Origin of the sequence: Streptomyces sp. NPDC050164 (genome assembly GCF_044459945.1) — a bacterium.
Classification (GTDB): domain Bacteria; phylum Actinomycetota; class Actinomycetes; order Streptomycetales; family Streptomycetaceae; genus Streptomyces; species Streptomyces coeruleorubidus_A.
The window spans coordinates 45,434-70,688 of record NZ_JBITJK010000032.1 but is presented as its reverse complement, the minus strand read 5'-3'; the positions used below and the strand labels follow the sequence as shown (position 1 = coordinate 70,688).

Annotated in this window: 30 protein-coding genes; 15 read left to right on the top strand and 15 right to left on the bottom strand. The window is 69.8% G+C overall.

The window, feature by feature from the left end; translation table 11 throughout:
* The first annotated feature begins 73 nt into the window (after positions 1-73).
* Positions 74-1,003, top strand: coding sequence for a LysR family transcriptional regulator (locus ACIBNA_RS32720; protein ID WP_399168800.1), 930 nt, complete (start codon positions 74-76; stop codon positions 1,001-1,003).
* A 248-nt stretch (positions 1,004-1,251) separates the two neighbouring features.
* Here ACIBNA_RS32720 and ACIBNA_RS32715 read toward each other — a convergent pair whose 3' ends face one another.
* The 3 genes from ACIBNA_RS32715 to ACIBNA_RS32705 all read right to left on the bottom strand — a co-directional run bounded on the left by ACIBNA_RS32715 (position 1,252) and on the right by ACIBNA_RS32705 (position 3,159).
* Positions 1,252-1,890 (bottom strand): hypothetical protein, encoded by a 639-nt coding sequence (locus ACIBNA_RS32715; protein ID WP_399168799.1) that lies wholly within the window; start codon positions 1,888-1,890, stop codon positions 1,252-1,254.
* A gap of 205 nt (positions 1,891-2,095) precedes the next feature.
* Complete coding sequence (locus tag ACIBNA_RS32710) at positions 2,096-2,317, bottom strand: DUF397 domain-containing protein (protein WP_399168798.1); 222 nt, start codon at positions 2,315-2,317, stop codon at positions 2,096-2,098.
* Complete coding sequence (locus ACIBNA_RS32705; protein ID WP_399168846.1) at positions 2,314-3,159, bottom strand: helix-turn-helix domain-containing protein; 846 nt, start codon at positions 3,157-3,159, stop codon at positions 2,314-2,316. The genes ACIBNA_RS32710 and ACIBNA_RS32705 overlap by 4 nt, the downstream gene beginning before the upstream one ends.
* Positions 3,160-3,287: 128 nt before the next feature.
* On the opposite strand from ACIBNA_RS32705, the gene ACIBNA_RS32700 reads away from it, so the two are divergent.
* From ACIBNA_RS32700 to ACIBNA_RS32685, 4 genes are all read left to right on the top strand, one after another.
* Complete coding sequence (locus tag ACIBNA_RS32700; protein ID WP_399168797.1) at positions 3,288-3,512, top strand: hypothetical protein; 225 nt, start codon at positions 3,288-3,290, stop codon at positions 3,510-3,512.
* Positions 3,509-3,778: a hypothetical protein gene (locus tag ACIBNA_RS32695; RefSeq protein ID WP_399168795.1), complete on the top strand. Its 270-nt coding sequence runs from the start codon at positions 3,509-3,511 to the stop codon at positions 3,776-3,778. The genes ACIBNA_RS32700 and ACIBNA_RS32695 overlap by 4 nt, the downstream gene beginning before the upstream one ends.
* Positions 3,779-3,902: 124 nt before the next feature.
* Positions 3,903-4,751 (top strand): hypothetical protein, encoded by an 849-nt coding sequence (locus ACIBNA_RS32690; protein ID WP_399168794.1) that lies wholly within the window; start codon positions 3,903-3,905, stop codon positions 4,749-4,751.
* An 88-nt stretch (positions 4,752-4,839) separates the two neighbouring features.
* A complete protein-coding gene (locus ACIBNA_RS32685; protein WP_399168793.1) occupies positions 4,840-6,897 on the top strand; it encodes a pectinesterase family protein in 2,058 nt (685 codons plus the stop codon).
* A gap of 75 nt (positions 6,898-6,972) precedes the next feature.
* On the opposite strand, the gene ACIBNA_RS32680 is transcribed toward ACIBNA_RS32685, so the two are convergent.
* The 3 genes from ACIBNA_RS32680 to ACIBNA_RS32670 form a co-directional block, all read right to left on the bottom strand.
* Positions 6,973-7,995 carry a glycoside hydrolase family 5 protein gene (locus ACIBNA_RS32680; protein WP_399168792.1) on the bottom strand — a complete coding sequence of 341 codons (1,023 nt, stop codon included), beginning with the start codon at positions 7,993-7,995 and terminating at the stop codon, positions 6,973-6,975.
* 147 nt (positions 7,996-8,142) lie between these two features.
* On the bottom strand, positions 8,143-9,402 hold the full coding sequence (locus ACIBNA_RS32675) for a DUF2993 domain-containing protein (protein WP_399168791.1): 1,260 nt from the start codon (positions 9,400-9,402) through the stop codon (positions 8,143-8,145).
* Between the two features lie 58 nt (positions 9,403-9,460).
* The gene (locus ACIBNA_RS32670) at positions 9,461-11,275 is read right to left on the bottom strand and encodes a bifunctional metallophosphatase/5'-nucleotidase (protein ID WP_399168790.1); all 1,815 of its coding nucleotides are present in this window, start codon (positions 11,273-11,275) and stop codon (positions 9,461-9,463) included.
* Between the two features lie 143 nt (positions 11,276-11,418).
* On the opposite strand from ACIBNA_RS32670, the gene mshD reads away from it, so the two are divergent.
* Complete coding sequence (gene mshD, locus ACIBNA_RS32665; protein WP_399168789.1) at positions 11,419-12,345, top strand: mycothiol synthase; 927 nt, start codon at positions 11,419-11,421, stop codon at positions 12,343-12,345.
* Positions 12,346-12,372: 27 nt separating this feature from the next.
* Here mshD and ACIBNA_RS32660 read toward each other — a convergent pair whose 3' ends face one another.
* The 8 genes from ACIBNA_RS32660 to ACIBNA_RS32625 all read right to left on the bottom strand — a co-directional run bounded on the left by ACIBNA_RS32660 (position 12,373) and on the right by ACIBNA_RS32625 (position 19,079).
* Positions 12,373-13,053, bottom strand: a complete 681-nt coding sequence (locus ACIBNA_RS32660; protein ID WP_399168788.1) for an NAD(P)H-dependent oxidoreductase — start codon at positions 13,051-13,053, stop codon at positions 12,373-12,375.
* Positions 13,054-13,087: 34 nt separating this feature from the next.
* Positions 13,088-13,420, bottom strand: coding sequence for an ArsR/SmtB family transcription factor (locus ACIBNA_RS32655; protein WP_399168787.1), 333 nt, complete (start codon positions 13,418-13,420; stop codon positions 13,088-13,090).
* Positions 13,421-13,479: 59 nt separating this feature from the next.
* A complete protein-coding gene (locus ACIBNA_RS32650; protein WP_399168786.1) occupies positions 13,480-14,952 on the bottom strand; it encodes a sensor histidine kinase in 1,473 nt (490 codons plus the stop codon).
* A complete protein-coding gene (locus ACIBNA_RS32645) occupies positions 14,949-15,686 on the bottom strand; it encodes a response regulator transcription factor (protein ID WP_399168785.1) in 738 nt (245 codons plus the stop codon). Before ACIBNA_RS32645 ends, ACIBNA_RS32650 begins: the two co-directional genes overlap by 4 nt.
* A gap of 100 nt (positions 15,687-15,786) precedes the next feature.
* A complete protein-coding gene (locus ACIBNA_RS32640; RefSeq protein WP_399168784.1) occupies positions 15,787-15,990 on the bottom strand; it encodes a hypothetical protein in 204 nt (67 codons plus the stop codon).
* Positions 15,991-16,015: 25 nt separating this feature from the next.
* Positions 16,016-17,008, bottom strand: coding sequence for a S1C family serine protease (locus ACIBNA_RS32635; RefSeq protein WP_399168783.1), 993 nt, complete (start codon positions 17,006-17,008; stop codon positions 16,016-16,018).
* A 122-nt stretch (positions 17,009-17,130) separates the two neighbouring features.
* Complete coding sequence (locus ACIBNA_RS32630) at positions 17,131-18,153, bottom strand: LacI family DNA-binding transcriptional regulator (RefSeq protein ID WP_274817355.1); 1,023 nt, start codon at positions 18,151-18,153, stop codon at positions 17,131-17,133.
* Between the two features lie 146 nt (positions 18,154-18,299).
* Entirely contained in the window at positions 18,300-19,079 is a 780-nt protein-coding gene (locus tag ACIBNA_RS32625) for a response regulator transcription factor (RefSeq protein WP_399168782.1), read from the bottom strand.
* A gap of 172 nt (positions 19,080-19,251) precedes the next feature.
* Here ACIBNA_RS32625 and ACIBNA_RS32620 point away from each other — a divergent pair, with 172 nt between their 5' ends.
* The 9 genes from ACIBNA_RS32620 to ACIBNA_RS32580 all read left to right on the top strand — a co-directional run bounded on the left by ACIBNA_RS32620 (position 19,252) and on the right by ACIBNA_RS32580 (position 24,852).
* Positions 19,252-20,124: an alpha/beta hydrolase gene (locus tag ACIBNA_RS32620; protein WP_399168781.1), complete on the top strand. Its 873-nt coding sequence runs from the start codon at positions 19,252-19,254 to the stop codon at positions 20,122-20,124.
* Positions 20,125-20,161: 37 nt separating this feature from the next.
* Positions 20,162-20,416: a MoaD/ThiS family protein gene (locus tag ACIBNA_RS32615; RefSeq protein WP_037671193.1), complete on the top strand. Its 255-nt coding sequence runs from the start codon at positions 20,162-20,164 to the stop codon at positions 20,414-20,416.
* Positions 20,417-20,419: 3 nt separating this feature from the next.
* On the top strand, positions 20,420-21,478 hold the full coding sequence (locus ACIBNA_RS32610; protein WP_399168780.1) for a hypothetical protein: 1,059 nt from the start codon (positions 20,420-20,422) through the stop codon (positions 21,476-21,478).
* A gap of 279 nt (positions 21,479-21,757) precedes the next feature.
* Positions 21,758-22,498, top strand: a complete 741-nt coding sequence (locus ACIBNA_RS32605) for a DUF2993 domain-containing protein (RefSeq protein ID WP_399168778.1) — start codon at positions 21,758-21,760, stop codon at positions 22,496-22,498.
* Between the two features lie 204 nt (positions 22,499-22,702).
* Positions 22,703-22,783 (top strand): putative leader peptide, encoded by an 81-nt coding sequence (locus tag ACIBNA_RS32600; RefSeq protein ID WP_350310325.1) that lies wholly within the window; start codon positions 22,703-22,705, stop codon positions 22,781-22,783.
* Between the two features lie 138 nt (positions 22,784-22,921).
* A complete protein-coding gene (locus ACIBNA_RS32595; RefSeq protein ID WP_399168777.1) occupies positions 22,922-23,767 on the top strand; it encodes a sulfurtransferase in 846 nt (281 codons plus the stop codon).
* A gap of 43 nt (positions 23,768-23,810) precedes the next feature.
* On the top strand, positions 23,811-24,098 hold the full coding sequence (locus ACIBNA_RS32590) for a DUF1416 domain-containing protein (RefSeq protein WP_010036201.1): 288 nt from the start codon (positions 23,811-23,813) through the stop codon (positions 24,096-24,098).
* A gap of 86 nt (positions 24,099-24,184) precedes the next feature.
* Positions 24,185-24,442 carry a DUF3099 domain-containing protein gene (locus ACIBNA_RS32585; RefSeq protein ID WP_274817347.1) on the top strand — a complete coding sequence of 86 codons (258 nt, stop codon included), beginning with the start codon at positions 24,185-24,187 and terminating at the stop codon, positions 24,440-24,442.
* 23 nt (positions 24,443-24,465) lie between these two features.
* Positions 24,466-24,852 (top strand): VOC family protein, encoded by a 387-nt coding sequence (locus ACIBNA_RS32580; RefSeq protein ID WP_399168776.1) that lies wholly within the window; start codon positions 24,466-24,468, stop codon positions 24,850-24,852.
* Here ACIBNA_RS32580 and ACIBNA_RS32575 read toward each other — a convergent pair.
* Positions 24,846-25,208 carry a DsrE family protein gene (locus ACIBNA_RS32575; protein WP_399168775.1) on the bottom strand — a complete coding sequence of 121 codons (363 nt, stop codon included), beginning with the start codon at positions 25,206-25,208 and terminating at the stop codon, positions 24,846-24,848. The two genes, ACIBNA_RS32580 and ACIBNA_RS32575, sit on opposite strands and share 7 nt — an antisense overlap.
* Positions 25,209-25,255: the final 47 nt, after the last annotated feature.

Sequence of the window (25,255 nt, the reverse complement as noted above, 5' to 3'; positions counted from 1 at the left end):
GGTGTGAGCTCGCTCGATCAAACAACCAGTCGGCTTGGAAGACAACTGTCGGTTGTAAATCTAGGATGTCGCCGTGGACCTCAAAGCCGTACGAGCCTTCGTGGCGATCGCCGATGCCGGGCAGTTCCAGAAGGCCGCCGTTGACCTGTCGCTCACCCAGCAGGCGGTCTCCAAGCGGATCGCCGCGCTGGAGAAGGACCTGGGGGTGCGGCTGCTGGTGCGTACGCCGCGTGGAGCGGAGCTCACCATCGACGGGCAGGTGCTCCTGCCGCACGCCCGGGCCCTGCTCCAGGCGGAGGAGCGGGCGGTGGCAGCCGTGCGCCCCGGGGAACGCGCGCTGCGGGTGGACGTCCTGGGGCGCCGGGTCGCCACGGCCGGACTGGTACGGGACTTCCACCGGGCGCATCCGGAGATCGCCCTGGACGTCGTCACGCTCTTCGACGCGGATACGGCGGTGGCCGCCGTGCGGGACGGAGCCGTCGACGCCACGTTCCGTGCCGTCACCATGCCCGGGCATCGGCTCCCCGACGGCATCGAGGCCGTCCCCGTCCTGGACGAACCGCTCCGGCTGTGCGTCGGCCCCGACCACGAGTTCGCCCGAGCCGCCTCGGTGACACCCGCGCAACTGGCCGGGCACCGGATCTGGATGCCGGGCAACGCACCCGGCACGGAGTGGTCCGCCTACTACGACGAACTCGCCGAGACCTTCGGCCCGGCCATCGACACGATCGGCCCCAACTTCGGTGTCGAGGCCCTCCTCGACACCATCGCCGGCTCCTCGACCCTGGCGACCTTCCTCAGTGAACGAACCCCGCTCGTCTGGCCGGCCGACCACGACCTGCGCCTCGTGCCCGTGTGCGACCCGATCCCGGTCTACCCGCACTCCCTCCTCTGGCACACGGACAATCCGCATCCGGGCCTGGCAGCCCTGCGCGACCATCTGTTGGCGACGCGCCCGCTTCTTACGGAGGGGGAGGTCTGGAAGCCGAGTTGGGCGAGGTGAGTCGAGAGAATCTGCCGGCCCCGACCGTTACTTCGTGACGTACGTGAGGAGCGACGCCCGGGGGTTCGCGCCAAACACGAGTGTCGGACGTGACCCGGCACCCGCCGGGAGAAGCGGCTTCCCTGCCGTCGACGGTTTGCCACAGATGTCTCACTTCCGGTGCCGGAGCGCGGTCTTGCTCCGGCACCGGAGGTCCCGGCATTGCCCTGACGTCAGGAGGACGTGCCGGAGGGTTGCGGGATCACCAACTAGACGTTGGGAGCGACCGGCACCGTCCAGTACTCGTCGTTGGTGTGCTGGGGGCTCTCCAGGCTCAGCGCGTTCCAGGTCCCGGCGTCACCGAGCGGGGTGCTGGTCCGCCTCAGGACCGTGGAGATGTCATCCCGGGGGTGAATGGAGACCGTCCCGCCCGGCGCCCAGTAGGGCCCCGACCGCAGCTGGAACTGCTGGTTCGTGGCGGTCGGGCTGCACGGCGACAGGGTGACGACCCATGGGCCGTAGCGATCCCAGTCGCCACCGGCTGCCGGCTTCGGACTGTAGGTCCAGCAGGTTCCCTTCGTGGTGCTCTGGATGCTGTAGTACCTGCCGTACTCGCGCGGAGTGAAGGTCCAGCTCTTGTCGGAGGAGAGCTGCCAGTTCGCATCGGTGAACGCGGCAAGCACCTGACCGTAGTTGCCGTAGGTGCCGATGTGCCGGCCGGTGCTCGCGTTGCGGACCTCTCCGGTGCCGCCGGACACCTCAGCGGCGGCGGGAGTCGCAGTGCCCAGGACGCCACTCAGCGCGGCACACATCGCGGCTGTGGCGACGGCCGTACGGCGCCACCGCCGGCGGCTTGGGGAGGCCACGGCCGTACTGGTGGCCGCGGCCATGGATCGGCGTACATGCATGGTGTGCTCCTTCGACTGGTCGTTGGGACGCCCAACAACCTGTCCCGCTCCACCCTCACGACACGCCTCGACGCCCCCAACCATTCGATCGAGCGAACACTTTCCCTCGACAGATACAACGCGCGGAGGTTCGCTCGAGCGGTCCTTGGGGACGGTCCCCCTTGCGTCGCTGATGTCGACGCCGATCACTTCACGGACACCCGAGTCACCCGGCGATGTTCGCCGAGCTCTCCTCCTTGACGCAGGCGAGGAACGACGCCCAGGGGCTTGCGCCGAACACGAGTATCGGGCCGTCCGACTGCTTGCTGTCGCGGACGGGGACGGTGCCGGGGTGGTCGTCGGCGACTTCGACGCAGTTCGTTCCACCACCGTCGCTGTAGGACGACTTGCGCCACACGGCGGTGGTGAGGTCAGGGGCTCGGTTCATTCTCTGCACTCCTCCAGAAGGCGCTTGATGAACGCCGTCGACTCCACGGGAGTCAGCGCCGCGTCCCTGACGCGATCGTAGGACAAACGGAAGTGCAGAACCTTGTCCGGATCCTGGATCAGCGCACCAAAACCGTTGCCCTCCGTCCAGGCAACTGGATCGCCGACGCGCTGCCAGAAGAGCCAGAGGTGGCTATCCATGAGGTCGTGTACCCCGACCGCGAAGGGCAGTACCTGGATCGCGACGTTCGGCAACTCGGCCGCATCCAGGAGGTGTGACAACTGCTCTGCCCACACCTTCGCGTCAGGAACGGGCCGCCGCAGAGCCGCCTCGTCCAGGATCACGCGTACGTCCGGCGCCGACTCGCGGAAGAGCAACTCCTGCCGCCCCATTCGCGCGGCCACCTGTTCCTCGACTTCCTCACTGTTGCCTGCCGTTGTCTGCGCGCCAGACAACCCTGACAACACCGCTCGGGCGTAGTCCTCGGTCTGCAAGAGACCCGGCACGCGCAGTTGGAACATCCACATGATCTGGGCCGTGGCCTCAAGGTCCATGAACGCCCTGTACTTGTCCTTGATGACCTCCCTGCGCGCGTCCCGCCACTCACGAACCAGCAGGTCACCGGACCCGTAGTAGCTGTCCAGGTCCTCCATGACCGCCCGCTTGGAGAGCCGCTCCCCCTTCTCCAGGCGGCTCAAGTAGCTCTTGTCGTACCCCGTGTCCTCGGACAACTGACCGAGCGACTTACCCGCCTGCTCGCGCAGGAACCTCAGCGTCCGGCCGAGTGCAACCCGCCCCGACTCCCGTTCCCCGTCAACCACTTCGACCCCGTCACCCCTCACCGTTGCCTGGAGCGCCAGGCAACACCTGGCCTCTTCCGCAGCGTACGGGCGACCAGTGACGATGAAGGCACGAACGGTAATCACCGCTCGTCACACCCCTCCCGTCTGCCCTGAGAAGGGACACCCCCGTGCGCCTGCGTATCGCTGAGCTCTGCGAGTCGGTCCTGCTCCTCATCGTGCGGAGCCTGCTGCCCGCCCGAGGGCGTCACCGAGCGACGCCGGCCCGATGGTCGGCGACCATCCCCCACTCCCCGCCGACCCCAACCGCCCGCCCCCTCGACATGGAGGAGCCCCTGGTGATGGACACCCCGCTCGTACGGCCGTACCTCCGCACCCTGGAGGTCTTCGCATGAGACGGCTCCCCTGGACCGGCACCGACGGCAAGCCCTGTTACCTCTCCACCGACAGTCCCCACAGCCTCCTCTCACGGCTCGCCGACGACATCGAGGCCGCTCAACTCGCCTCCGCCGAACAGGTCCTCGCGGGCGCCAAGGCCGTACTCGGGGACCCCAACGCCGGTGAACGCGCCGTGCGCTTCGCACTGACGAGGGCTGTGGAGTCCCTGGGAGACGTGTTGCGGGTCGCGGTCAGTCGTAGTCGTGGGGACGACATCCGATAAAGCAGGATATGAAACCCGGTCAGCTGTCAATGTCCTGTCATACTCACCAGTACCGCGAACTCCCGCAGCCGTTCTGGCATCTTCATCGCCGTCACAGAACCGCACTCAGGAGTGAGCCACCCCCATGCGTCTCATTCGCAAGTCAACTCTCAGGAAATGCGGCGTCGTTGTCGCATCCTCCGCCCTCGCCATATCCGGTCTGCTGGCCGGCGCGGGGACCGCGACGGCCGGGCCCGCCGGGGCGACCAACATCCGGGGCGTCGACCCCGGTGACACCGACCGGATGATCGAGCGGCTCTGCAACCAGGAGGCGAGCCTGACGGGCGTCTACGGCGCCCTCAACGTCGAGACCGGTGAGTTCAAGACCCAGGACGAATACCTGCGGGACGTCTTCGGGCTGTGGAAGCCCGCCGGGCCGTGGGAGCTGTTCCGCGGCTGGTGCGGGTACGCCGAGGCCTCGACCTGGTCCATCAAGGGCGACACCGTCCGCACGTCCCGGTGGATCGGCAACAAGGGCTCCGCCGACGACAAGGAGACCTTCGTCAGCAGCTACAGCACCAAGACGTTCGCCAAGAAGAGCGTCGGCGGGACCATCAGCCTCTCCCTCGCCAAGAGCATCTTCTCCGGCAGCGTGGGCGGCAGCGCCGGCTACGAGTGGGGCTGGGAGAAGGAGTCCAAGTTCGAGACCCGTAGCGAGAAGACCATTCCGCCCTGCCGGCAGGTCGCCGTCACCTGGACGCCGTATCAGCGCGTGGTGCGCGTGAACCCCGTCTTCCACGTCGAGGACTACCAGTGGAACAAGGGCAACGGCGACCGCACCGCGCACAGCTGGCGTGATCGGGGATACCGGACCATCTACTCCCACGGGTACTACATCGACGGCATCTCCGACAAGCTCCTCCCCAACGGCCAGCCCGACGGCCGCGAGGACAAGATCGAGGAGAAGCTCGACCCCAAGTCCTGCGTCAAGTAAGGAACATACGCAAGACGCGGCAACCTTTCCGTGCGGGGCGGCGACCCACCACCGGATCATCCCCCCCCGCACGGAACGGATTCGCCGCATGAGTGAGCTGCCCAGCAAGCCCCGGCACCGCAGAAGCCGCACGGCCCTGGCGGTCGGCGTCCCGCTGGCCCTGACCGCCGCCGGCACCCTCGCCTACGGCACAGACCTCGGCGTCCTCGGCTCCACCGCCCAGCAGGCCTCCGCCGCCGCCCCGGCCTGGGCCGCCGACACCGCCGACGGGTTCGCCTCCGTCAACTCCCTCGGGCAGAAAGGGACGTACGGCGGCCGGGACGGCAAGACGGTCACCGTGAAGACGCAGGCCGAGCTGGAGAAGTACGCCACGGCCACCGAGCCGTACGTCATCGTCGTCGCCGGCACCATCAACATGAACCCGGTCGGCAAAGAGATCAAGGTGCAGTCCGACAAGACCATCGTCGGGTCCGGGACCTCCGGGCACATCGTCGGCGGTGGGTTCTTCCTCGGCCAGGGCGTGCACAACGTGATCATCCGGAACCTGACCATCCGGGACTCGTACCAGGGCGTCTGGAACGACAAGGACCACGACTTCGACGCCGTTCAGATGGACGGCGCCCACCATGTGTGGATCGACCACAACGATCTGCGGCACATGGCCGACGGGCTCATCGACGTCCGCAAGGACAGCACGAACGTCACCGTTTCCTGGAACAAGCTGAGCGACAACAACAAGACCTTCGGCATCGGCTGGACCGAGAACGTCAAGACGGACATCACGATCCACCACAACTGGATCCGCGAGACCGAGCAGCGCAACCCGTCCACCGACAACGCCGCCCACGCCCACCTCTACAACAACTTCCTCGAGGACGCCCCGGGCACGGCCATCAAGTCGTCCTACGGCAACTACGCGCGCGGCGCGACCAGGATGGTCCTGGAGAACTCCCTCTTCCAGGGCGTGAAGAATCCCGTCATCAAGGACAGCGGCGCCGCCATCGTCCAGCGCGGGAACTCCTTCTCCGGCACCAGCGGGCGCAACGAGAGCGGCGGGACCGCCTTCGATCCGAAGGCCTACTACAGGTACACCCTCGACAAGGCCGCCGACCTTCCGTCGATCCTCAAGTCCGGTGCCGGGCCCCGCGCTTCCATCGGCAAGGCCGCCGCCTCCACCAAAGCCGCGGCCGCCACCACCCTCACCGTCGCCAAGGACGGCAGTGGCCAGTACCGCACGGTGCAGGCCGCCGTGAACGCCGTACCGGCGAACAATCCGTCGCGGGTCGTGATCGCCGTCAAGCCGGGGACGTACCGGGAGCTGGTGAAGGTGCCGTCCAACAAGCCGCACGTCACCATCCGGGGGACCGGCAGCAGCCGCAAGGACACGACGATCGTCTACAACAACGCCTCCGGTACGCCCAAGCCCGGCGGTGGCACGTACGGCACCTCCGGCAGCGCCACCGTCGCCGTCGAGGCCGACGACTTCCAGGCGCGCAACCTGACCATCTCCAACGATTTCGACGAGGCGAAGAACCAGAGTCTGAACGGCCACCAGGCCGTCGCCCTGCGGACCGCCGCCGACAAGGTGTTCCTGGACGGGATCATCGTCAGCGGGGACCAGGACACACTGCTGCTCGACACCGCGTCGAAGGACCGGCTGGGCCGGGTCTACGTCAGCAACTCCTACGTCATCGGCAACGTCGACTTCATCTTCGGGCGGGCCACGGCCGTCGTCGACAAGTCCGTCATCACGCTGAAGAAGCGCTGGAACGGCACCTCGGCCGGGTACATCACCGCGCCGAGCACCGCCGCGAACCGCAAGGGCATCCTGATCGCCAACTCCACGGTGAACGGCGATGTGTCGGGCGGCAGCTTCTACCTCGGGCGGCCCTGGCACGCGGGCGGTGACGCCTCGCTCGACCCGCAGACCACGGTCCGCAACACCAACCTGAGCGCCGCGATCAAGTCCACGCCGTGGACCGACATGAGCGGGTTCTCGTGGAAGGACGACCGGTTCGCCGAGTACGGCAACTACGGCGCGGGCGCGGGTCCGGCGAGCACCAACCGGCCGCACCTGAGTGACGCCCAGGCCGCGAACCAGGAGGTCGCGGACTGGCTCGCGGGCTGGACGCCTTCGGCGTCCTGACGGCTCCCTTCCGGGTCCGGCTGACGAGCGGCGCCGGACCCGGAAGGGCCACCATGGTGTTCCCCGTAGGGACTTCTACTGCTTCCAGGCCCAGTGCAGCCGGTCCAGGCCGCTCTGGTTGTTCACCTTCAGGCTGAGGTCCGTGCCCGTGCCCTGGAGCGTGGTGAGGGAGTAGGTGTCACCGTTGCGCAGGCCGGGCCAGTAGACCGAGCCCAGGCCCATCTCCCGGATGATGTCGGTCGCGGCCTGGATGTAGGCGACCTCGTTGGAGCCGTTGACCGGGCCGTTGTAGTCCAGGCCGGTCGTCATCGATGCGCCGAACTCGTCGAGGATCGTGCGCGAGGCGCAGTCGCCGATGCGCGCCTTGAAGTCCTGCTTCCACTGGTCGACGCTGGTCCAGTCGGTGTGCCAGAAGCCGTAGTTGTGCAGGGCGATCCGGGTGCCCTTGAGGCGCGGGTCGGCGCACACCGGCTTGACGTCCTCGCTGTACTTGTACCCGCCGATCAGCATCCGGTCGCGGGGCACGTTGCCATGGGTGGTCACCCACTTCGCGGCTATGTCGGTCCACTCCTGGGCGGTGTAGCCGAACGGCTCGTTCATCGGCTCGAAGTACACCTTGGAGTTGCGGGCGTAGGCGGAGGTGATCCGCGCCCACATCTGGTCCCAGGAGGCCTGGTTGTCGATCTTGCCGTCCTTGGCGTTGTCGGCCTCCCAGTAGCCCAGGATGACCTTGAAGCCCTTGGCGGTGGCGGCGTCGATCGCGCCCCGGTACGACTTCCAGAACGGGCCGTTCACGGAGGTCGGGTTGACCGGGAGGCGGACGGTGTTGGCGCCCAGCTCGGAGAACCCGCCGATGATCGCCCTGGACTTGGCGTAGGTGGTGGCGTAGCTGTCGGAGGCGGACAGGCCCGAGGGCACGACCGCGTCGTCGGCGAAGTTGTCGCGCGGGTCGGCCCAGTTGACGCCCTTGAAGTCGCTGACGGGCGGTGGGGCGGCGGGGGAGGCGGCGGCGGGGGAGGCGAGGGCCCCGCCGAATGCCGTGACGCAGGCGAGCAGCGCCCCCAGGCCGGCTGTCCCTCGATGAGTCTCTCGTGACACGACGTCCCCTTCCGAGCAGTTGCGTCCGCAGAACTCGCGTACAGATCGGCGGCTCGTTGGCTCCCGCAAACTAGAAGAGGACTCGAACAGGGGTCAACACATCTGCACACCAAATCTCATCAGGAACACAGGCTGCGGACCGCAGGGTTACGAACCCACGGTCAGCCCAGACCCCGATACCCGCACCCGAATGCCGTCCTCCTCCACCCGCACGTCGTCCAGCCGTACGTCCCCCTGCTCCGGCTTCGGCAGTTCGAACGCCAGCGCCAGCCGGTCGGCCAGGACCGGGCGGGTCAGGCCGGACAGCTCGTCGAGGAGGTTGGGGTCGAGGCCGAGGCGGCGCAGCACCTCGGGGTTGTCCAGGGCCAGGTCGATGAGGTTGAGGCGTTCGGCCTGGCGGGCGAATTTCGGGGAGCCGGTCAGCTCGGCGAGCTTGCCGTCGTCGGCAAGGGCCTCGCGCACGGTCGCCTCGGGCACGCCCATCCGCTGCACGATCGCCGGGACCGAGAGCAGCGCCTTGGCCTTGCGGGTCTCCCGGGAGAGGTCGGCGGTCCCCTTGGGCGTCAGGTGCAGGCCCTCCGAGGCGCGGGTGCCTGGGCGGTAGGTGGCCAGGTCCCCGATGTCGAGCCGCATCCCGCCGATCTCCGTGGCGATGCCCCGCTCGCCCTGCCGCTGGATCCGGGCCTCGGCGCGCAGCCGCAGGTCGTGCCCGGCGACGGGCAGGGTGCCACGGGCCCGGACGCGGTCGCGGCCCTCGCCGGTGAACGTCACCTGGGAGGCGCCCAGTTCGCGGTTGAGGTCCTCGAAGGACAGCAGGACGTCCCCGTCGAACCGGGGGACGTGGGCGCCGCGCACGGACGTGAGGCCGTCGGCGTCCAGCCGGATGTCGTGCGCCGTGGCCGACACCCTCGCCAGTGAGACCCGGTCGGCGGCGACGTCCGGGACGGTCACCTTCACCGACTCCAGCCGCTTGTCGGCGAGTTGGGTGAGGAAGGGGAAGCCGCCGATCTCCACCTCGGGCGCCGCCGCGAGGTCCAGCCGGTCCTTGAGCGTGTCGGCGGCCCGGTGCTCGGCGTACAGCAGGGCCCAGCGGTCGGCGAGGGCGACGAAGGCGGTGAGCACGACCAGCCCGACCACTGCCTTCACCGCGAGCGGCAGTCCGGCGAAACGATTCCGCCGACGCCGTCCGCCACGACGGTGGTCGGGCGGCGACCACTGGGGTTCCCGCTCGTCCCGCCGCTCGGCGTCCTCGCCGAGGAAGTCCTCCAGAGGGGTCTCCTCCAGCGGGCCGTCGTCGAGTGCGCCGAGTTCGTCGTAGGGGTTGCGGGGCTGCTCGGAGCGGTCGTGGGGCTGCTCGGAGCGGTCCTGGGAAAGGTGCTGCGTGTCTACGCGGTGGGGGGTGCGCATCGTCTCATCCGACCATGCGCACCGCCCCTGGTCGCAACTTGAATCCCCTGTATGCGATTTACTTCACGATCGCGATACGGTCCGCCTTCGGCGGGGCCAGCGGGTTCGTGGCCGACGAGTTGGCCGTCAGGTACTGCTCCAGCGCGGTCAGGTCGTCGGCGCCGACGACGTCGTTCGTGCCCTGGCCGAGCGTGGGGAAGCCGTCGCCGCCGCCCGCGAGGAAGCTGTTCGTCGCGACGCGGTAGGTGGCCGCCGGGTCGATGGCCGCGCCGTTCAGCTTGATCGAGTCCGTGACCACGCGGTCGGCGCCGGACTTGGTGAGGTCCAGCGTGTAGGTGAGGCCGGACGACACCTGGAGGACCTTCGGCGCCGCCGCGTTCGGGCCGGTCACCTGCTCCTTGAGCACCTGGATCAGCTGGGCGCCCGTGAAGTCCTGGAGGTTCACGGTGTTGGCGAACGGCTGGACCGTGAAGCCCTCGGCGTACGTCACCACGCCGTCGCCCTCGGTCCCCTTGGCCGCGTAGGCGAGGCCCGGGCCCCGGATTCCGCCCGGGTTCATCAGCGCGAGGTCCGTCTCCGGGTCGAGCCCCTTGCCGTACGCGAGTTGCGCGTCGGCGATGAGGTCGCCCATCGGGGACTCGGTGCCGGTGCTGGATATGTCGGCGGCGATGTGTCCGATCGGGCGGTTGCCGATGGGCGCCGCGAGGTCGTTCCACTTGACGATCAGATCGGTCATGTCGCTCGCCGGGCGGACGGTCCGGGTGACCACGTGGTTCGCGGACGCCACGGCCGTACGGGCGATGTCACCCGTCCAACGGTCGTACGTCAGTGTGGTGTCCGTGTACAGCCGGCCGAAGGACGCGGCCGAGGTGACCGTACGCGGTTTGCCCGCCGGGTCGTTGATGGTGCACGCGTACGCGGCGTGGGTGTGGCCGGTGACCAGCGCGTCCACCTGCGGGGTGATGTTCTTGGCGATGTCGACGATCGGGCCGGAGATGCCGTCGCCGGCGCCCGGGGCGTCACAGTCGTAGTTGTACGACGTCGACGCCGGGAAGCCGCCCTCGTGGATGAGCGCGACGATCGACTTCACGCCCTGCCGCTGGAGCACCTTGGCGTACTTGTTGATCGTCTCGACCTCGTCCTTGAAGGAGAGGCCCTTGACGCCCTCGGCGGAGACGACGCCCGGGGTGTCCTCCAGGGTCACGCCGATGAAGCCGACCTTGACGTCCTTCTTCTTCCACACCCAGTAGGGCTTGAGGATCGGCTTCTTCGTCTTCTCGTCGAGGACGTTGGCGGCCAGGTAGGGGAAGTCGGCGCCCTGGAACTCCTGGTCCGTGTAGCAGCCGTCCTTGGGGTGGCAGCCGCCGTTCTGGAGGCGGGCCAGCTCCTCGGCGCCCTCGTCGAACTCGTGGTTGCCGACGGAGGTGACGTCGAGGTCGAGCTTGTTCAGCGCCTCGATGGTCGGCTCGTCGTGGAAGAGACCGGAGATCAGCGGGGAGGCGCCGACCATGTCGCCGCCGGCCGCCGTGATGGAGTACTTCTCGCCCTCGCGGGCCTGACGCAGATGGGTGGCGAGGTACTCGACACCGCCCGCGTCGATGGGCTTCGTCGTGCCGTCGGTGACCCGGCCGGAGGAGCCGGTGGGCGGCTCCAGGTTGCCGTGCAGGTCGTTGAAGGACAGCAGCTGGACGTCCTGGTAGCGGCCGGGCCAGTGGCCGCCCCCGCTGTGGTTCTCGCCGGCCGACGCCGACCCGGGCACCGTCGCCGCGGCCAGCGCGCCGACGGTGGCGACACCGGCGGCGAGAGCGACGAGACGGTTCGTGCGACGTCTGCGGCGTTCCTGGTGCGCCGGTGCCGGTGAAGTGGCTGGCATACGCCCCCCTGTGGTTCTGCTGGGACAGTGATGTCGTCCGGCGCAGCCTAGAGTCAACGCGCGTAGCGCGACAGAGCTTTCGGGTCACATCCTGGTTGCTTCTTGCCGCCGATTTACCGGCAGTCCCCCGTACCCTCGTACGCATGACCAGCGACGACACCGCACGGCCCGGCCGCCCCCGCTCGATCGACACATATGCCGCGCTTCCCCCGGAACAGACCGAGGCCGTCCTCGAACTGCTCGCCGAGGCCGCCCGCGCCGACGGGCAGCAGGCGGTCTCCGAACAGGGCCGGTTGCAGTTGCGCGGGGGCGAACGCGCGGGCGTCGCCCATCTGCTGCTCACCGTCGACGGCGAACTCGTCGGGTACGCCCAACTGGAGGACACCGACCCGGTGGAGCCGCCGGCCGCCGAACTCGTCGTGCACCCCGGGCACCGGGGCCAGGGGCACGGGCGGGCACTGGGCTCCGCGCTGCTGGCCGCGTCCGGCAAGCGGCTGCGGGTGTGGGCGCACGGCGGCCACTCCGCCGCCCGGCACCTCGCGCAGGTCCTCGGCCTGACCCTGTTCCGCGAACTGCGCCAGATGCGCCGCCCCTTGACCGGCTTCGACGCGCCCGAGCCGGCCCTCCCCGAGGGCGTCACCGTCCGCACCTTCGTCCCCGGCCAGGACGACGCGGCCTGGCTCGCCGTCAACGCCGCCGCCTTCGCCCACCACCCCGAGCAGGGCTCGCTCACCCAGCGGGACCTCGACGACCGCAAGGCCGAGTCGTGGTTCGATCCCGCGGGGTTCTTCCTCGCCTTCCGCGGCGACGAACTCATCGGCTTCCACTGGACCAAGGTCCACGCCGAGGAGGGCCTGGGCGAGGTGTACGTCCTCGGTGTCGCCCCCGGCGCCCAGGGCGGCGGCCTCGGCAAGTCCCTCACGACGATCGGCCTGCGGCACCTGGCGGACCAGGGCGTGCCGACCGCGATGCTGTACGTCGACGCGGACAACAAGGCGGCGGTGTCGGTGTACGAGCGGCTGGGGTTCGTCACGCACGAGGTGGATCTGATGTACCGGACGGAGACGTGACGGCACCGGTTCCAGCCGGCGTCGGCGTCAGCCCACGGTGGTTCCGGCATCGGCCGCGATGCGCGCGACGGACTCCCTGACCGCGTCCAGCGCCGCTGTTCGTTCCTGGTCGGTCATGCGGGCCGGGCCGTAGGTGATCACGGGGTCGAGGACCTGGAAGCCGACGAACTCCAGCATTCCCCGGTGGATGTGGAACAGGAAGTCGTCCATCGGACCGAAGGCTCCACCGGGTCGGAACGACTCGCCGGGCCCGCCCGTCGTGAACAGCAGCATCGCGCGCTTCCCGGCGAGCGCCGCGTCGCCGAAGAGCCCGTGGTCGCCGCCGAAGACCCCGCCCATCACGAAGACCCGGTCCACCCATCCCTTGAGGACGGCCGGCAGCGAGAACCACCACATCGGGAACGACAGTACGAGCAGATCGGCGGCGAGCAGCCGGTCCAGATGGGCTTTGACGGCCGCGTCCAGCGTCCCCTCCTCGACGGCGCGCATCTGCTCGGCCTGCGGCTTGAACGGGCCGTCCACCGGAGCGAACTCCTCGCGGGCGAGGACCGGGGCCCAGCCGTCGGCGTAGAGGTCCAGTACGTCGACCCGGTACCCGGCCTCGCCCAGGGACCGGGCCGCAGCCGCCATCTGGGCGGTGCTGAACGAGTGAGGTTCGGGGTGGGCGTGAACGATCAGGGCTGTGGGCGCAGCGGCGAAGGTCGACATGGGCAGATCATATCGACGTATCGCGATTCGTCAATTAGAGGGTCGTGCCGATCGCCCGTGCCAGCCGGCCCAGTCGCTCCTCGTCGCGCCGGTAGTGGGTCCACTTGCCCACCCGGGTGGGACGCACGAGTCCCGCCCGTTCGAGCGTGCTCATGTAGCTGGAGACCGTCGACTGCGCGAGTCCCGCCTTCGCCTGGATGTGCGTGACGCACACGCCGACCGCCCGACGGTCCGCGATCGGCTCGTACTCACCGAAGTGCGCGTCGGGATCCTTCAGCCACTGCATGATCTGCAGCCGGGCAGGGTTGCCGAGGGCCTTGAACACCTCGATCAGATCGCCCGAATCCAGTTCCGCCGTCGCGGCCATGCGTCACCCTCCTCGCCCGTCAGTGCGACACACCACGATATATCGATACCGGATCCGGGCTATTCGTCGGCGAGGGCGGGGCTGTCCGGCGGAGGCACCGCCGCCCCCGGCAGCCGTACCGTCGCCACCGTGCCGCCCCCCTCGGCGTGGGACAGCGACACCTCGCCGCCCGCCTGCTGCACCGTGCGCGCCACGATCGACAGGCCGAGGCCCGAGCCGGGCAGGGCGCGCGCACTCGGCGAACGCCAGAAGCGGTCGAAGACGTGGGGGAGTTCGTCGGCGGGGATGCCCGGGCCGTGGTCGCGGACCGTCAGGACACCCTCGGACAGGCGCACCTCGATCCTGCCGCCCTCCGGGCTGAACTTCACCGCGTTGTCGAGGATGTTGACCACCGCCCGTTCCAGGGCGGAGGGTTCCGCGCGCACGAACCACGGCTGTACGTCCGCCGTGATCGTCAGTTCCGGGCCGCGCAGCCGCGCCCGCCGCAGCGCCGAGTCGACGATGTCCTGCCAGGAGACGATCTGCGTCCGGCCGGAGTGCTGGCCGGTGTCCGGCCGGGACAGTTCCTGCAGGTCGCCGATGAGCGCGGCCAGCTCCGTCATCTGTGCCTTCACCGACGCGAGGAGCGCCTTGCGGTCGGCCTCGGGGATGGGGCGGCCCGTCTCCTCGCTGCGGGTGAGGAGTTCGATGTTGGTGCGCAGCGAGGTGAGCGGCGTGCGGAGTTCGTGGCCGGCGTCCGCGATGAGCTGTTGCTGGAGTGCCCGGGAGCTGGCCAGGGCCGAGGTCATGGAGTTGAAGGAGCGGGAGAGGCGGGCCACCTCGTCTTCGTCGGCGTCGTCCACGGGGATGCGGACGTCCAGATCCTCCGTGCGGGCCACGTGCTCGACGGCTTCCGTGAGTTTGTCGACCGGGCGCAGGCCCGCCCGGGCGACCATGAGCCCGGCCGCCCCGGCGCCCACCACCCCTACGCCGGAGACCAGCAGCAGGATCAGCGCCAGTTCGTTGAGCGTGGACTCCATGCCCTTGAGAGGGACCGCGATGACCAGCGCGTAGTCGGCGGCCACGCCCTGCTGGAACGGGCCGTCCTTCACGACGACCGCCGTGGTCAGCACCCGCACCGAGTTGCCGTCGCTGTCGGTGCCGTTGCGCAGCTGGGCCGTCGTGGGGTCGGGGTTCCTGGCCACGGCCTTGTCGCCGCTCGTGACCTTCACCTGGGGCATGAGGTTGCTGAACAGGCAGACCCTGCCGTCGGACCTGACGACCTGCGCGTAGGTCTGCGGGCGCGGGGCCCCGCCGAGCGTGTTCGAGGGCGTCTGGGGGCACGTCTTCGTCAGCGCGTCGAAATCGTCCGCCTGAAGGGTCCGGAACGACGACTTCAGATCGCCGTCCACCTGGTCGTACAACTTCCCCTGCACGATGAACCAGCACGTCACCGAAACCGCCGCCACCGCGAACGCCACCGCCGCCGCCACCAGCAGCGCGAGCCGGGACCGGATCGGCAGGGAGCGGAACCGGCGTACGACCTTGTTCACTCCGCGCCGCCCTGCCGCAACACGTAGCCCACACCGCGCACCGTGTGGACGAGGCGCGGCTCGCCACCGGCCTCGGTCTTGCGGCGCAGGTACATCACATACACGTCGAGGGAGTTCGACGACGGCTCGAAGTCGAAGCCCCAGACCGCCTTCAGGATCTGCTCCCGGGTGAGGACCTGGCGTGGGTGTGCCATGAACATCTCCAGCAGCGTGAACTCCGTGCGGGTCAGCTCCACTGCCCGGCCGCCCCGGGTGACCTCGCGCGTCGCGAGGTCCATGCGCAGGTCGGCGAAGGTGAGGGCGTCCTCGTCGGCCGGGTTGCCCGCGCCGACGGCCGCCGCGTAGGAGCTGCGGCGGAGCAGGGCGCGGATGCGGGCGAAGAGTTCGTCCAGTTCGAAGGGCTTGACCAGGTAGTCGTCGGCGCCCGCGTCGAGGCCCGTCACCCGGTCCCCGACCGTGTCGCGGGCCGTGAGCATGAGGATCGGGGTCGTGTCGCCGGTGCCGCGGATGCGGCGCGCTGCCGTCAGGCCGTCCATGCGGGGCATCTGGATGTCCAGGACGACCAGGTCGGGGCGGTACGCCGCGGCCTTCTCCAGGGCGTCCGCGCCGTCCACGGCGACCTCGGTCTCGTACCCCTCGAAGGCGAGGCTGCGCTGGAGTGCTTCGCGTACCGCCGGCTCGTCGTCGACGATCAGGATGCGCTGGGAGTCACGGTCGCCGTCTGCGGGGCTCATGGGTCGGGTTCCTCGGGTGTGGTGTGGCGGGGCGGGGTGTCGCTGACGCTCTCAGCCTCGCACGGCGGCGGGGAGGGCCGGGAGAAGGATCACCCCCGGATCAGCCCCGTACCTCGCGGCGCCGGGCGGCGGCGGCCCGGCGGGCGGCGGCCCTGCGCGCGGGCCGGGACTTGGCCGTCGCCACCTCGGGCGCTCGCGTCGCCGATGCCGTCGCCGGTGCGTGCAGTTCGTACGCCACCGCCAGCGCCAGCGCGAACCCCGCCGGGTCGGTCCCCGGCACCGTGTGCGGAACCTGCTGGATCATCGCCGTACTCCTCACTCGCGGGAACTCAGTCGGTGGCGCCGGCCCGCAGCTTGGCGAGGTCGGCCTTGACGGTGTTGATCGGGATCGCGAAGCCCAGGCCCACGCTGCCCGCGTCGGAGGACGAGGAGGCGGCGCCCGCCGGCGAGTACATCGCGGAGTTGATCCCGATGATGTTGCCGTTCATGTCGATCAGCGCGCCGCCGGAGTTGCCCGGGTTGAGGGACGCGTCGGTCTGGAGCGCCTTGTACGTCGTGGTGTCCGAGCCGGTGTCGCCGTTGAACTGCCGCCCGCCGAACTCGAACGGCCACCCGTCGCCCTGCGGGGACTGCTGGCCCTGGTCCTCGTCGGTCGGGACCGTGACGTCACGGTCGAGGGCGGAGACGATGCCGCTGGTGACGGTGCCGGACAGGCCCTCGGGGGAGCCGATGGCCACGACCTGGTCGCCGACCTGCAACCCGGAGGAGTCGCCGAGCGTGGCCGCCTTCAGGCCGGCGGCGTTCTCCAGCTTGATCAGCGCCAGGTCCTTCTTGCTGTCGGTGCCGACGACCTTGGCGGAGTACGACTTGCCGTCGTTGGTCGTCACCTTGATCTGCGAGGCACCGCTGACTACGTGGTTGTTGGTGACGATCTCGCCGTCGCTCGTGATGATCACGCCCGAGCCGGTGGAGGAACCGGCGTTGGAGTCGGCGCTGATCTCGACGATGCTGGGGCTGACCGCCTTGGCGACGCCGGCGACCGTGCCCTTCTGGCTGGACGGCACCACGTTGGTGCTGGTGGAGCTGGAGGCGACGGTGTCGCTGCCCGTCAGCTCCTGTATGCCGTAGGCGGTGCCGCCGCCGATCGCCGCGGCGACGATCGCCACGGCGGCGAGCAGGGCCACGGTGCCACGGTTGCGCTTCTTCGGAGCGGGTGCCGGGCTGTACGCCGGCGGAGGCGGCCACTCGGGGTTCACCGGGGCCTGCTGCTGACCCTCGTAAGGGTTCTCGTACTCGCCACTGCGGTGGAAGCTCTCGGTCATGTCTCAGAGCTTGGAACCCGACCATGAGAGCTTCCTGAGTCCATCCTGAGAAGCCCGACAGAACCTCGTATGCCCGATATAAAGGCACCTCGGAAGGGGCGCGTCAGGCGCCCCGGAAGGGGCTACGCGCAGCCGCAGGAGTGCCGTACGACCAGCCGCGACGGGAACACCTTCAGCCGCTCCCGGCGGGCCCCCGCCACGCGCAGTCCGTCGTCGAGGACGAGGTCCACCGCCGCGCGGGCCATCGCCGAACGGTCCGAGGCGATCGTCGTCAGGGGCGGGTCGGTCAGCGCCGCTTCCTTGATGTCGTCGAAGCCGGCCACCGCCAGCTCGCCGGGCACGTCGATCCGCAGTTCGCGCGCGGCCCGCAGCAGGCCGATCGCCTGGTCGTCGGTGGAGCAGAAGATCGCGGGCGGGCGCTCGGGTCCGGAGAGGATCTTCAGGGCGGCCTGGTAGGCGTCGTAGCGGTTGTAGAGGGCCTCGAAGAGGCGGCCCTCCGTGGAGATGCCCGCCTCGTCCATCGCGCGCCGCCAGCCCTCGACGTGGTCGGAGACCGGGTCGCCGACGGCCGGGGTCTCGGCTATGCCGCCCATACAGGCGACGTACTCGTAGCCGTGCTCCAGCAGGTGCCGTACGGCGAGCTGGGCGCCGCCCAGGTCGTCCGTGACGACGGCGACGTCGTCGATGGCCTCGGGCCGCTCGTGAAGCAGCACGACCCGGGCGTCCCAGGCGTCGATCTCGGCGGCGGCCAGGTCGTTGAGCGCGTGGCTGACCAGGATGAGCCCGGAGACGCGCATGCCCAGGAAGGCCCGCAGGTAGTGGACCTCACGCTCGCCGACGTAGTCGGAGTTCCCGACGAGCACCATCTTTCCGCGCTCGGACGCGGCCTGTTCGACCGCGTGCGCCATCTCCCCGAAGAAGGGCTGGCGCGCGTCCGGCACGATCAGGCCTATGAGATCCGTACGCCGGGACGCCATCGCTTGCGCGACCCGGTCGGGCCGGTACCCCAGCTCCTTGATCGCGGCGAGGACACGCTCGCGCGTGGCCGGGGCGACCGGCCGGGGTCCGTTGTTGATGACATAGCTGACCACGGCAGTGGAAGTCCCTGCCAGCCGCGCCACATCATCCCGAGTCACCTTGGCCACGCGCGGAGTCTACGCGGATATACCCGCTCTGGGCAGGGCGTAAGGGAGCTTCCGTACTTACGTACGACATCCCGACCGCCGTCCGGCGGCCGCCCGCGCACTCCGTGCGGATAGCGATGCCCAGATGGGCACCGCGATACGCCTCTTTACGCCTTGGTACGCGCCTCGGTGGCGTCAAAAGCGACCGACTCGTCCTCGTTGTCCGGCTTTTCCTTGGCCGCCTTGGCCTTCGCCTCCTCGGCGGCGCGCTCCACCTTCTCCGGCGTAACGAATCGATAACCGACGTTCCGGACGGTGCCGATCAGCGACTCGTGCTCGGGGCCGAGCTTGGCGCGCAGCCGCCGTACGTGCACGTCGACCGTGCGCGTACCGCCGAAGTAGTCGTAGCCCCAGACCTCCTGGAGCAGCTGGGCGCGCGTGAAGACGCGGCCGGGGTGCTGCGCGAGGTACTTCAGGAGCTCGAACTCCTTGAAGGTGAGGTCGAGGACGCGGCCCTTGAGCTTGGCGGAGTACGTCGCCTCGTCGACCGACAGGTCGCCGTTGCGGATCTCCATCGGGGAGTCGTCGCTGACGATCTGCTGGCGTCCCATGGCCAGCCGCAGCCGCGCCTCGACCTCCGCCGGGCCGGCGGTGTCGAGCAGGACGTCGTCGATGCCCCAGTCGGCGGTGACGGCGGCGAGACCGCCCTCCGTGACGACGAGGACGAGCGGGCAGCCGGGGCCGGTCGAACGGAGCAGCTGACACAGGCTGCGGACCTGCGGCAGATCGCGGCGGCCGTCGACGAGGATGACGTCGGCGCCGGGGGTGTCGACGAGGGCGGGGCCCTCCGCGGGGGCCACCCGCACGTTGTGCAGGAGCAGGCCGAGGGCGGGGAGCACCTCCGTCGACGGCTGGAGGGCGTTGGTCAGGAGCAGCAGAGAACTCATACGTCTGGTTCCTCCTCGGTCCCTGCGAGGACGTTTGTTGGCACAGCACAGCTCTGCGATCCCGAAGGCCCCGTACACCTGCGGTTTCCCGCGTCGTATACAACGCTTCCGAAAGCACAAAAGGACCCGGGGGCTACGCTGCCCGAGTCCTCTGCCCAGCAGAATAGCCCACATGAGCACTGGTCCGGCAGGTCATGTGGCGCGTTCCACCGATCGTCCGCACTCCGAGACGACTCGGGGAACGTCCGTGCGATCACATTTGCGGAGGTTTCTGCGCACGTCCGACGGTGTGACGATCGACGCCGTATACGACCCGGGTGCCGTCGCATACGACCGGGATGACGTCGTATGCGACATCTCCCGGACGCCTGCCGATCACCCCGTGTTCGTCGTCGCCCACGGCTTCACCGGTGCCGTGGACCGGCCGCACGTGCGGCGGGTGGCTCAGGCCTTCGCCCGGTACGGGGCCGTCGTCACGTTCTCCTTCCGGGGCCACGGGGCGTCCGGCGGGCGGTCGACGGTCGGGGACCGGGAGGTGCTCGACCTGGCGGCGGCGGTGCGGTGGGCCCGGGAGCTCGGGCACGCGCGCGTGGGGACGGTGGGGTTCTCGATGGGGGGCTCGGTGGTGCTGCGCCATGCGGCGCTGTTCGAGGAGGGCACGGACGCGGTGGTGTCCGTCAGCGCCCCCGCACGCTGGTACTACCGGGGGACGGCCCCCATGCGCCGGCTGCACTGGCTGGTGACGCGGCCGGAGGGCCGGGTGGTGAGCAGGTACGGCTTCCGTACCCGCATCCACCACCGGGACTGGGACCCGGTCCCGCTCTCTCCGGTGGAGGCGGTGCCGAGGATCGCACCCACGCCCCTGCTGATCGTGCACGGCGACGCCGACGGCTACTTCCCCGTCGACCATCCCCGCATGCTGGCCGCGGCCGCCGCTGACCGGGGCGAACTGTGGCTGGAACCGGGCATGGGGCATGCCGAGCACGCGGCGAGCGACGAACTGCTGGAGCGGATCGGGGAGTGGGTCGTGGGCCGGGCGGGCTAGCCTGACGGGGTTCACCGACAAGCAATCGAGGAAGCAGATGCCAAAGGTCACGGTGCGCTACTGGGCCGCCGCCAAGGCCGCGGCCGGGGTGGCCGAGGAGCCGTACGAGGCGGCCACGCTCGCCGAGGCGCTCGACGGGGTCCGCGCGCGACACCCCGGCGAACTCGAGCGCGTGCTGCGGCGATGCTCGTTCCTCGTGGACGGTGACCCCGTGGGCACCCGCGGACATGAGACGGTACGGCTGGCCGACGGCGGCACGGTCGAGGTGCTCCCGCCGTTCGCAGGAGGGTGAGCGATGACCAACCAGCCGTACGACGGCTATGACCCCTACGGGCAGCAGCCGCAGACGCCGCAGGGGTGGCCCGGGCAGGGCTATCAGCAGGGGCACCAGGGGTACGACGATCCGTACGCCGCCCAGCAGTACGCACAGCAGTGGCAGGGCCAGACCTGGGAGACGCAGTCGCAGTCGCCGGTGTCCGCGCAGGTGACGGCGGCGGAGGAGACGGCGTATCTGCCGCCGCAGGGGTACGTGGCTAATGCTTCTGCCCCCACTCCTCCTTCCGCCGCCGGGTACGGCCCGGCCACCGTCGCCGGGAACCCGCGGGTCACGGACGCGCAGCGGGCGCGGGCGGAGGGGCGGTCACCGATCATCGAGCCCGGGATGCAGCCGGCCGCGCTGACGGCGCTGCTGGGGCTGTTGCTGGCGGGTGCGGCGGCGGTCGGCACGTATGCGCTCCTGGTGCCGCTCGTCGTCCTCCAGGCCGTCACCGCCGCCGGCTGGTTCCGGCTGAACGGGATGTGGCCGGCGCGGCAGGGCATCGCGCTGGGCTTCGCGGGCGCGCTGGCCGCGGACGCGGCGCTGCTGGCCTCGGGCCGCTCACCCTCGGCGATCCTCGGCACGCTCGGGGTGTGGGTGCTTCTGGCGCTGGTGCTCCAGCTGCGGTCGCACGCCGACCCGGACGAGCGGATGTACGGCCTGATGGCGACGGTCGCGGCGTCGGCCCTGGCGATCGTGGCGGGCGGGTACCTCGCGGCCGACGCGGAGGCGGTGACCGTGGGCGCGATCGCGGTGGCCGTCGCGGTCCTGGCCCGCGCCCTGCCGCTGCCGACCCCGGCGTCGGTGGTGGTGGCACTGCTCGCGGGAGCGGGCGGCGGCGTCGCGGCCGGCTCGCTGACGGGCCTGGGCACGTCGGGCGCCCTCCTGGGCACGGGCGCGGCAGCCTGCGCCCTGATCGGCCACCGAGTCGCCGGCTACGACTACCCGTCCCGCTTCGTCCACTTCACGGCGGGCGTGGCCCTGCCCCTGTCCGCCGCGGCCCCGGTGGTCTATGTACTCGGGCGGGCCCTGGTCTAGGGGGCTAGGGCCTGTCGTTTGGATCACGCCGCAGACGCGGGGTCGAGCAGAACAGTCGCTTCCCTGCGACCTGATCCAAACGACAGACCATAGCTGCGGGCAATCGTGCCGCTGAGGGCGGCACCGGTGGGCGATGACGACGCCGGGCGTCTGCCCTGTCACAGATGATCGACAAACCCAGGGCCCCCACCCCACGCGGAGTTACCCTCACGCAAGGACGACCGCTCGGTCGTCGAACACCGGACCGCCGTCCAACCGCCTAGGTGGGGGAAACACCGCATGCGCGCACTGCGAATACTGCTGATCGTCGTCGTGATCCTGGGCGGACTCTTCGTGATCGCCGACCGCGTCGCCGTGAACTTCGCCGAGGGTGAGGCCGCCGACCGTCTGAAGACCACCGAGAACCTCTCCGCCACTCCGGACGTGTCCATCAAGGGCTTCCCGTTCCTGACCCAGGTCGTCGGCGGTTCCCTGGACGACATCGAGGTCGGCATCACGAACTACGAGGCCGCCGCGGGCAACGGCGCCGAGAAGATCCGTATCGACGACCTCCGGGCCGACATGCGGGGCGTCGAGTTCTCCGGCGGCTACACCTCCGCCATCGCCACCAGCGCCACCGGCTCCGCGGCCATCGCCTACGACGAGCTGCTGAAGACGGCGAAGTCCGAGCCCACCCAGGTCGCCCCGGGCGTCACCGCCAACATCGTCGGCCTCTCCGACGGCGGCAACGGCAAGATCAAGGTCACCGTCGAGGCCACCGTCCTCGGCACCAAGCTGCCCGAACCGGTCTCCGTGCTCAGCTCCGTGACGGTGATCGACGGCGACACCGTGCGGGTGAAGGCCGACGGCCTGCCGAAGTTCGGCGGCGTCGAGATCGCCGAGTCCCGGGTCCGGGCCATCACCGACTTCCAGCAGAAGATCGACGGCCTGCCCGGTGGCATCCGGCTGGACAAGGTCCAGGCCGCGCCGGGCGGCGTCGAGATCACGGTGAAGGGTTCCAACGTCCGCCTGGCCGGGTAGGACAGGCGCCAGGCGGGCCGGACCTGGAGTGTCCGGTGGGCGAGACAGTGATGTCCGTAGCTCAGGGGTGACGGCGGATACATTCGGGCACGACCCTTGTCCCGCGCCTCCGCGAAGCCCCTCGATCCCACATCGTGGATTTTCTCGTCTCAGTATGCGACACGCCGGTGACACGCGTGCCTGACCGTCCCTACGATCGACGGCATGAAGCGACAGGCGGATCTCACGAAGCGGCGGGCAGTCGACCTGTGCCGCGTCGCCGCCATGCTCTGTCGCACCTTCTGAGCGACCGCGTCGGCCCATGCGCCGGCGCGCGCATCCCCGCCGCCCTGCACCAAGGGCACCCGTGCGCCGCCCTCGTCATGGGCGCGCGCCCCGCAGATCTCGCACGCCCCGCCGCAACTGCCCCGGAGGAGAAAGAGCATGAGCCGCAGCGACGTCCTGGTCGACGCCGACTGGCTCCAGGAGCACCTGGACGACCCGACCATCGCCATCGTCGAGGTGGACGAGGACACGTCCGCCTACGAGAAGAACCACATCCGGAACGCGATCCGCATCGACTGGACCAAGGACCTCCAGGACCCGGTCCGTCGTGACTTCGTCGACCAGGAGGGCTTCGAGAAGCTCCTGTCGGAGAAGGGCATCGCGAACGACCACACGGTGATCCTGTACGGCGGCAACAACAACTGGTTCGCCTCCTACGCGTACTGGTACTTCAAGCTGTACGGCCACGAGAACGTCAAGCTCCTCGACGGCGGCCGCAAGAAGTGGGAGCTCGACGCCCGCGAGCTGGTCGCCGGCGACGAGGTGCCGGAGCGCCCGAAGACCGACTACAAGGCCAAGCCGCAGGACACGTCCATCCGGGCGTTCCGCGACGACGTCGTGGCGGCCATCGGCTCGCAGAACCTCGTCGACGTGCGCTCGCCCGACGAGTTCTCCGGCAAGCTGCTCGCCCCGGCCCACCTGCCGCAGGAGCAGTCCCAGCGCCCCGGCCACGTGCCGAGCGCCCGCAACATCCCGTGGTCCAAGAACGCCAACGACGACGGCACCTTCAAGTCGGACGAGGAGCTCAAGGAGCTCTACGCCGCGGAGAGCGTCGACCTGGCCAAGGACACCATCGCCTACTGCCGTATCGGTGAGCGCTCCGCGCTGACCTGGTTCGTGCTGCACGAGCTGCTCGGCGTGGAGAACGTCAAGAACTACGACGGCTCCTGGACCGAGTACGGCTCCCTCGTCGGTGTGCCGATCGAGCTCGGCGCCAACAAGTAAGCAAACCGACCGACCTTATCTGACCTCTCTTCAGGAGTACGACATGTGTGGAGCGAAGGCCGGCGGCCCGGACGCCTCGACGATCAAGCCCGGTGAGACCACGATCCAGGGTCAGGTGACCAAGGACGGCGAGCCGGTGACCGGCTACGTCCGTCTGCTGGACTCGACCGGCGAGTTCACGGCCGAGGTGCCGACCTCGGCGACCGGACAGTTCCGCTTCTACGCGGCGGAGGGCACCTGGACCGTCCGTGCCCTCGTGCCCGGCGCCACCGCCGACCGCACGGTCGTCGCCCAGAAGGGCGGCCTGGCGGAGGTTGCGATCGCCGTCTGACGGCGGCAGTGCCAGGAGGGGCCGCATCCCACGGATTGGACGCCCGGGGTGCGGCCCTTCGGCATGCCCGGACCTACGCTGGAGGTATGTACGCACGACGGCGGCGCACGTACTTCGCGATGATGGGCGGCTGCATCGCCCTGTTCGTCCTGGCCTGGGGCGTCGTACGCCTGTGGTCCGTCCCCGTCGCCGTCGGGATGTGCCTCGTCGCCATGGTCATCCCGCCCGTCGCGGCGATGGTCGCGAACCGCCGGGGCCCGGACGACCGCTGGTGGGACGACCCCTCCGGCGACCCCAAGTCCGACGAGTGGTGGGACGAACTGGACGGCAAGAAGCGCCGGTAGTGAACCGGCGAGGGGGAGGAAGCGTGCGTCTGACGGCGGCGACCCTGGACGCCCCGAACGCCCGAGAGCTGGCCGCCTTCTACCTGCGGCTGCTGCCCGGGTGGCGGGTGTGGCGCGGGGAGGACTGGCAGGACTGGGTGCACATCCGGCCGCCGGACGGTGGTACCGGACTGTCCTTCCAGACCGAGCCCGCCTACCGGCCGCCCGTCTGGCCGAGCACGCCGGACCGGCAGCAGCTGATGATCCACCTCGACATCGAGGTCGACGACCTGGAAGCCGAGACCGCACGGGCCCTGGCCGAGGGCGCGCGTCTGGCCGAGTACCAGCCGCAGGACGGCGTCCGGGTGCTCCTGGACCCGGCGGGCCACCCCTTCTGCCTCTTCACGGAGGCGGCTGAGCCGTCTCAGTAGACGAGCGCCTGGGTCTCCTCCGCCATCGCCTCCTGGACGAAGACCTGGGCGCCGGCGATCCGGACGCCCTTGATGACGTCCTGCTCCGTGATCTCGCGGCGGGCCGCGCACTGCGTGCACAGGGTGACGCGGCCGGCGGCCAGGACCGAGTCGAGCAGGTCGGGGAGCGGGGCCGCGTGCGGCAGCTCGAATTCGGCGGCCCGGCCGGGCAGGGCGAACCAGGCGGACTCGCCGGTCAGCCACACGGAGACCTCGACGCCGCTCGCCACGGCCACCGCCGCCACCGTGAACGCCTGGGAACACCGCTCGGGGGCATCGGCCCCCGCCGTCACCTTGATCACGAGCTTTTTCGCCATGGCCGAATCGTAATCAACGCCCCTACAACTCCGGGCACTGCCTGAAG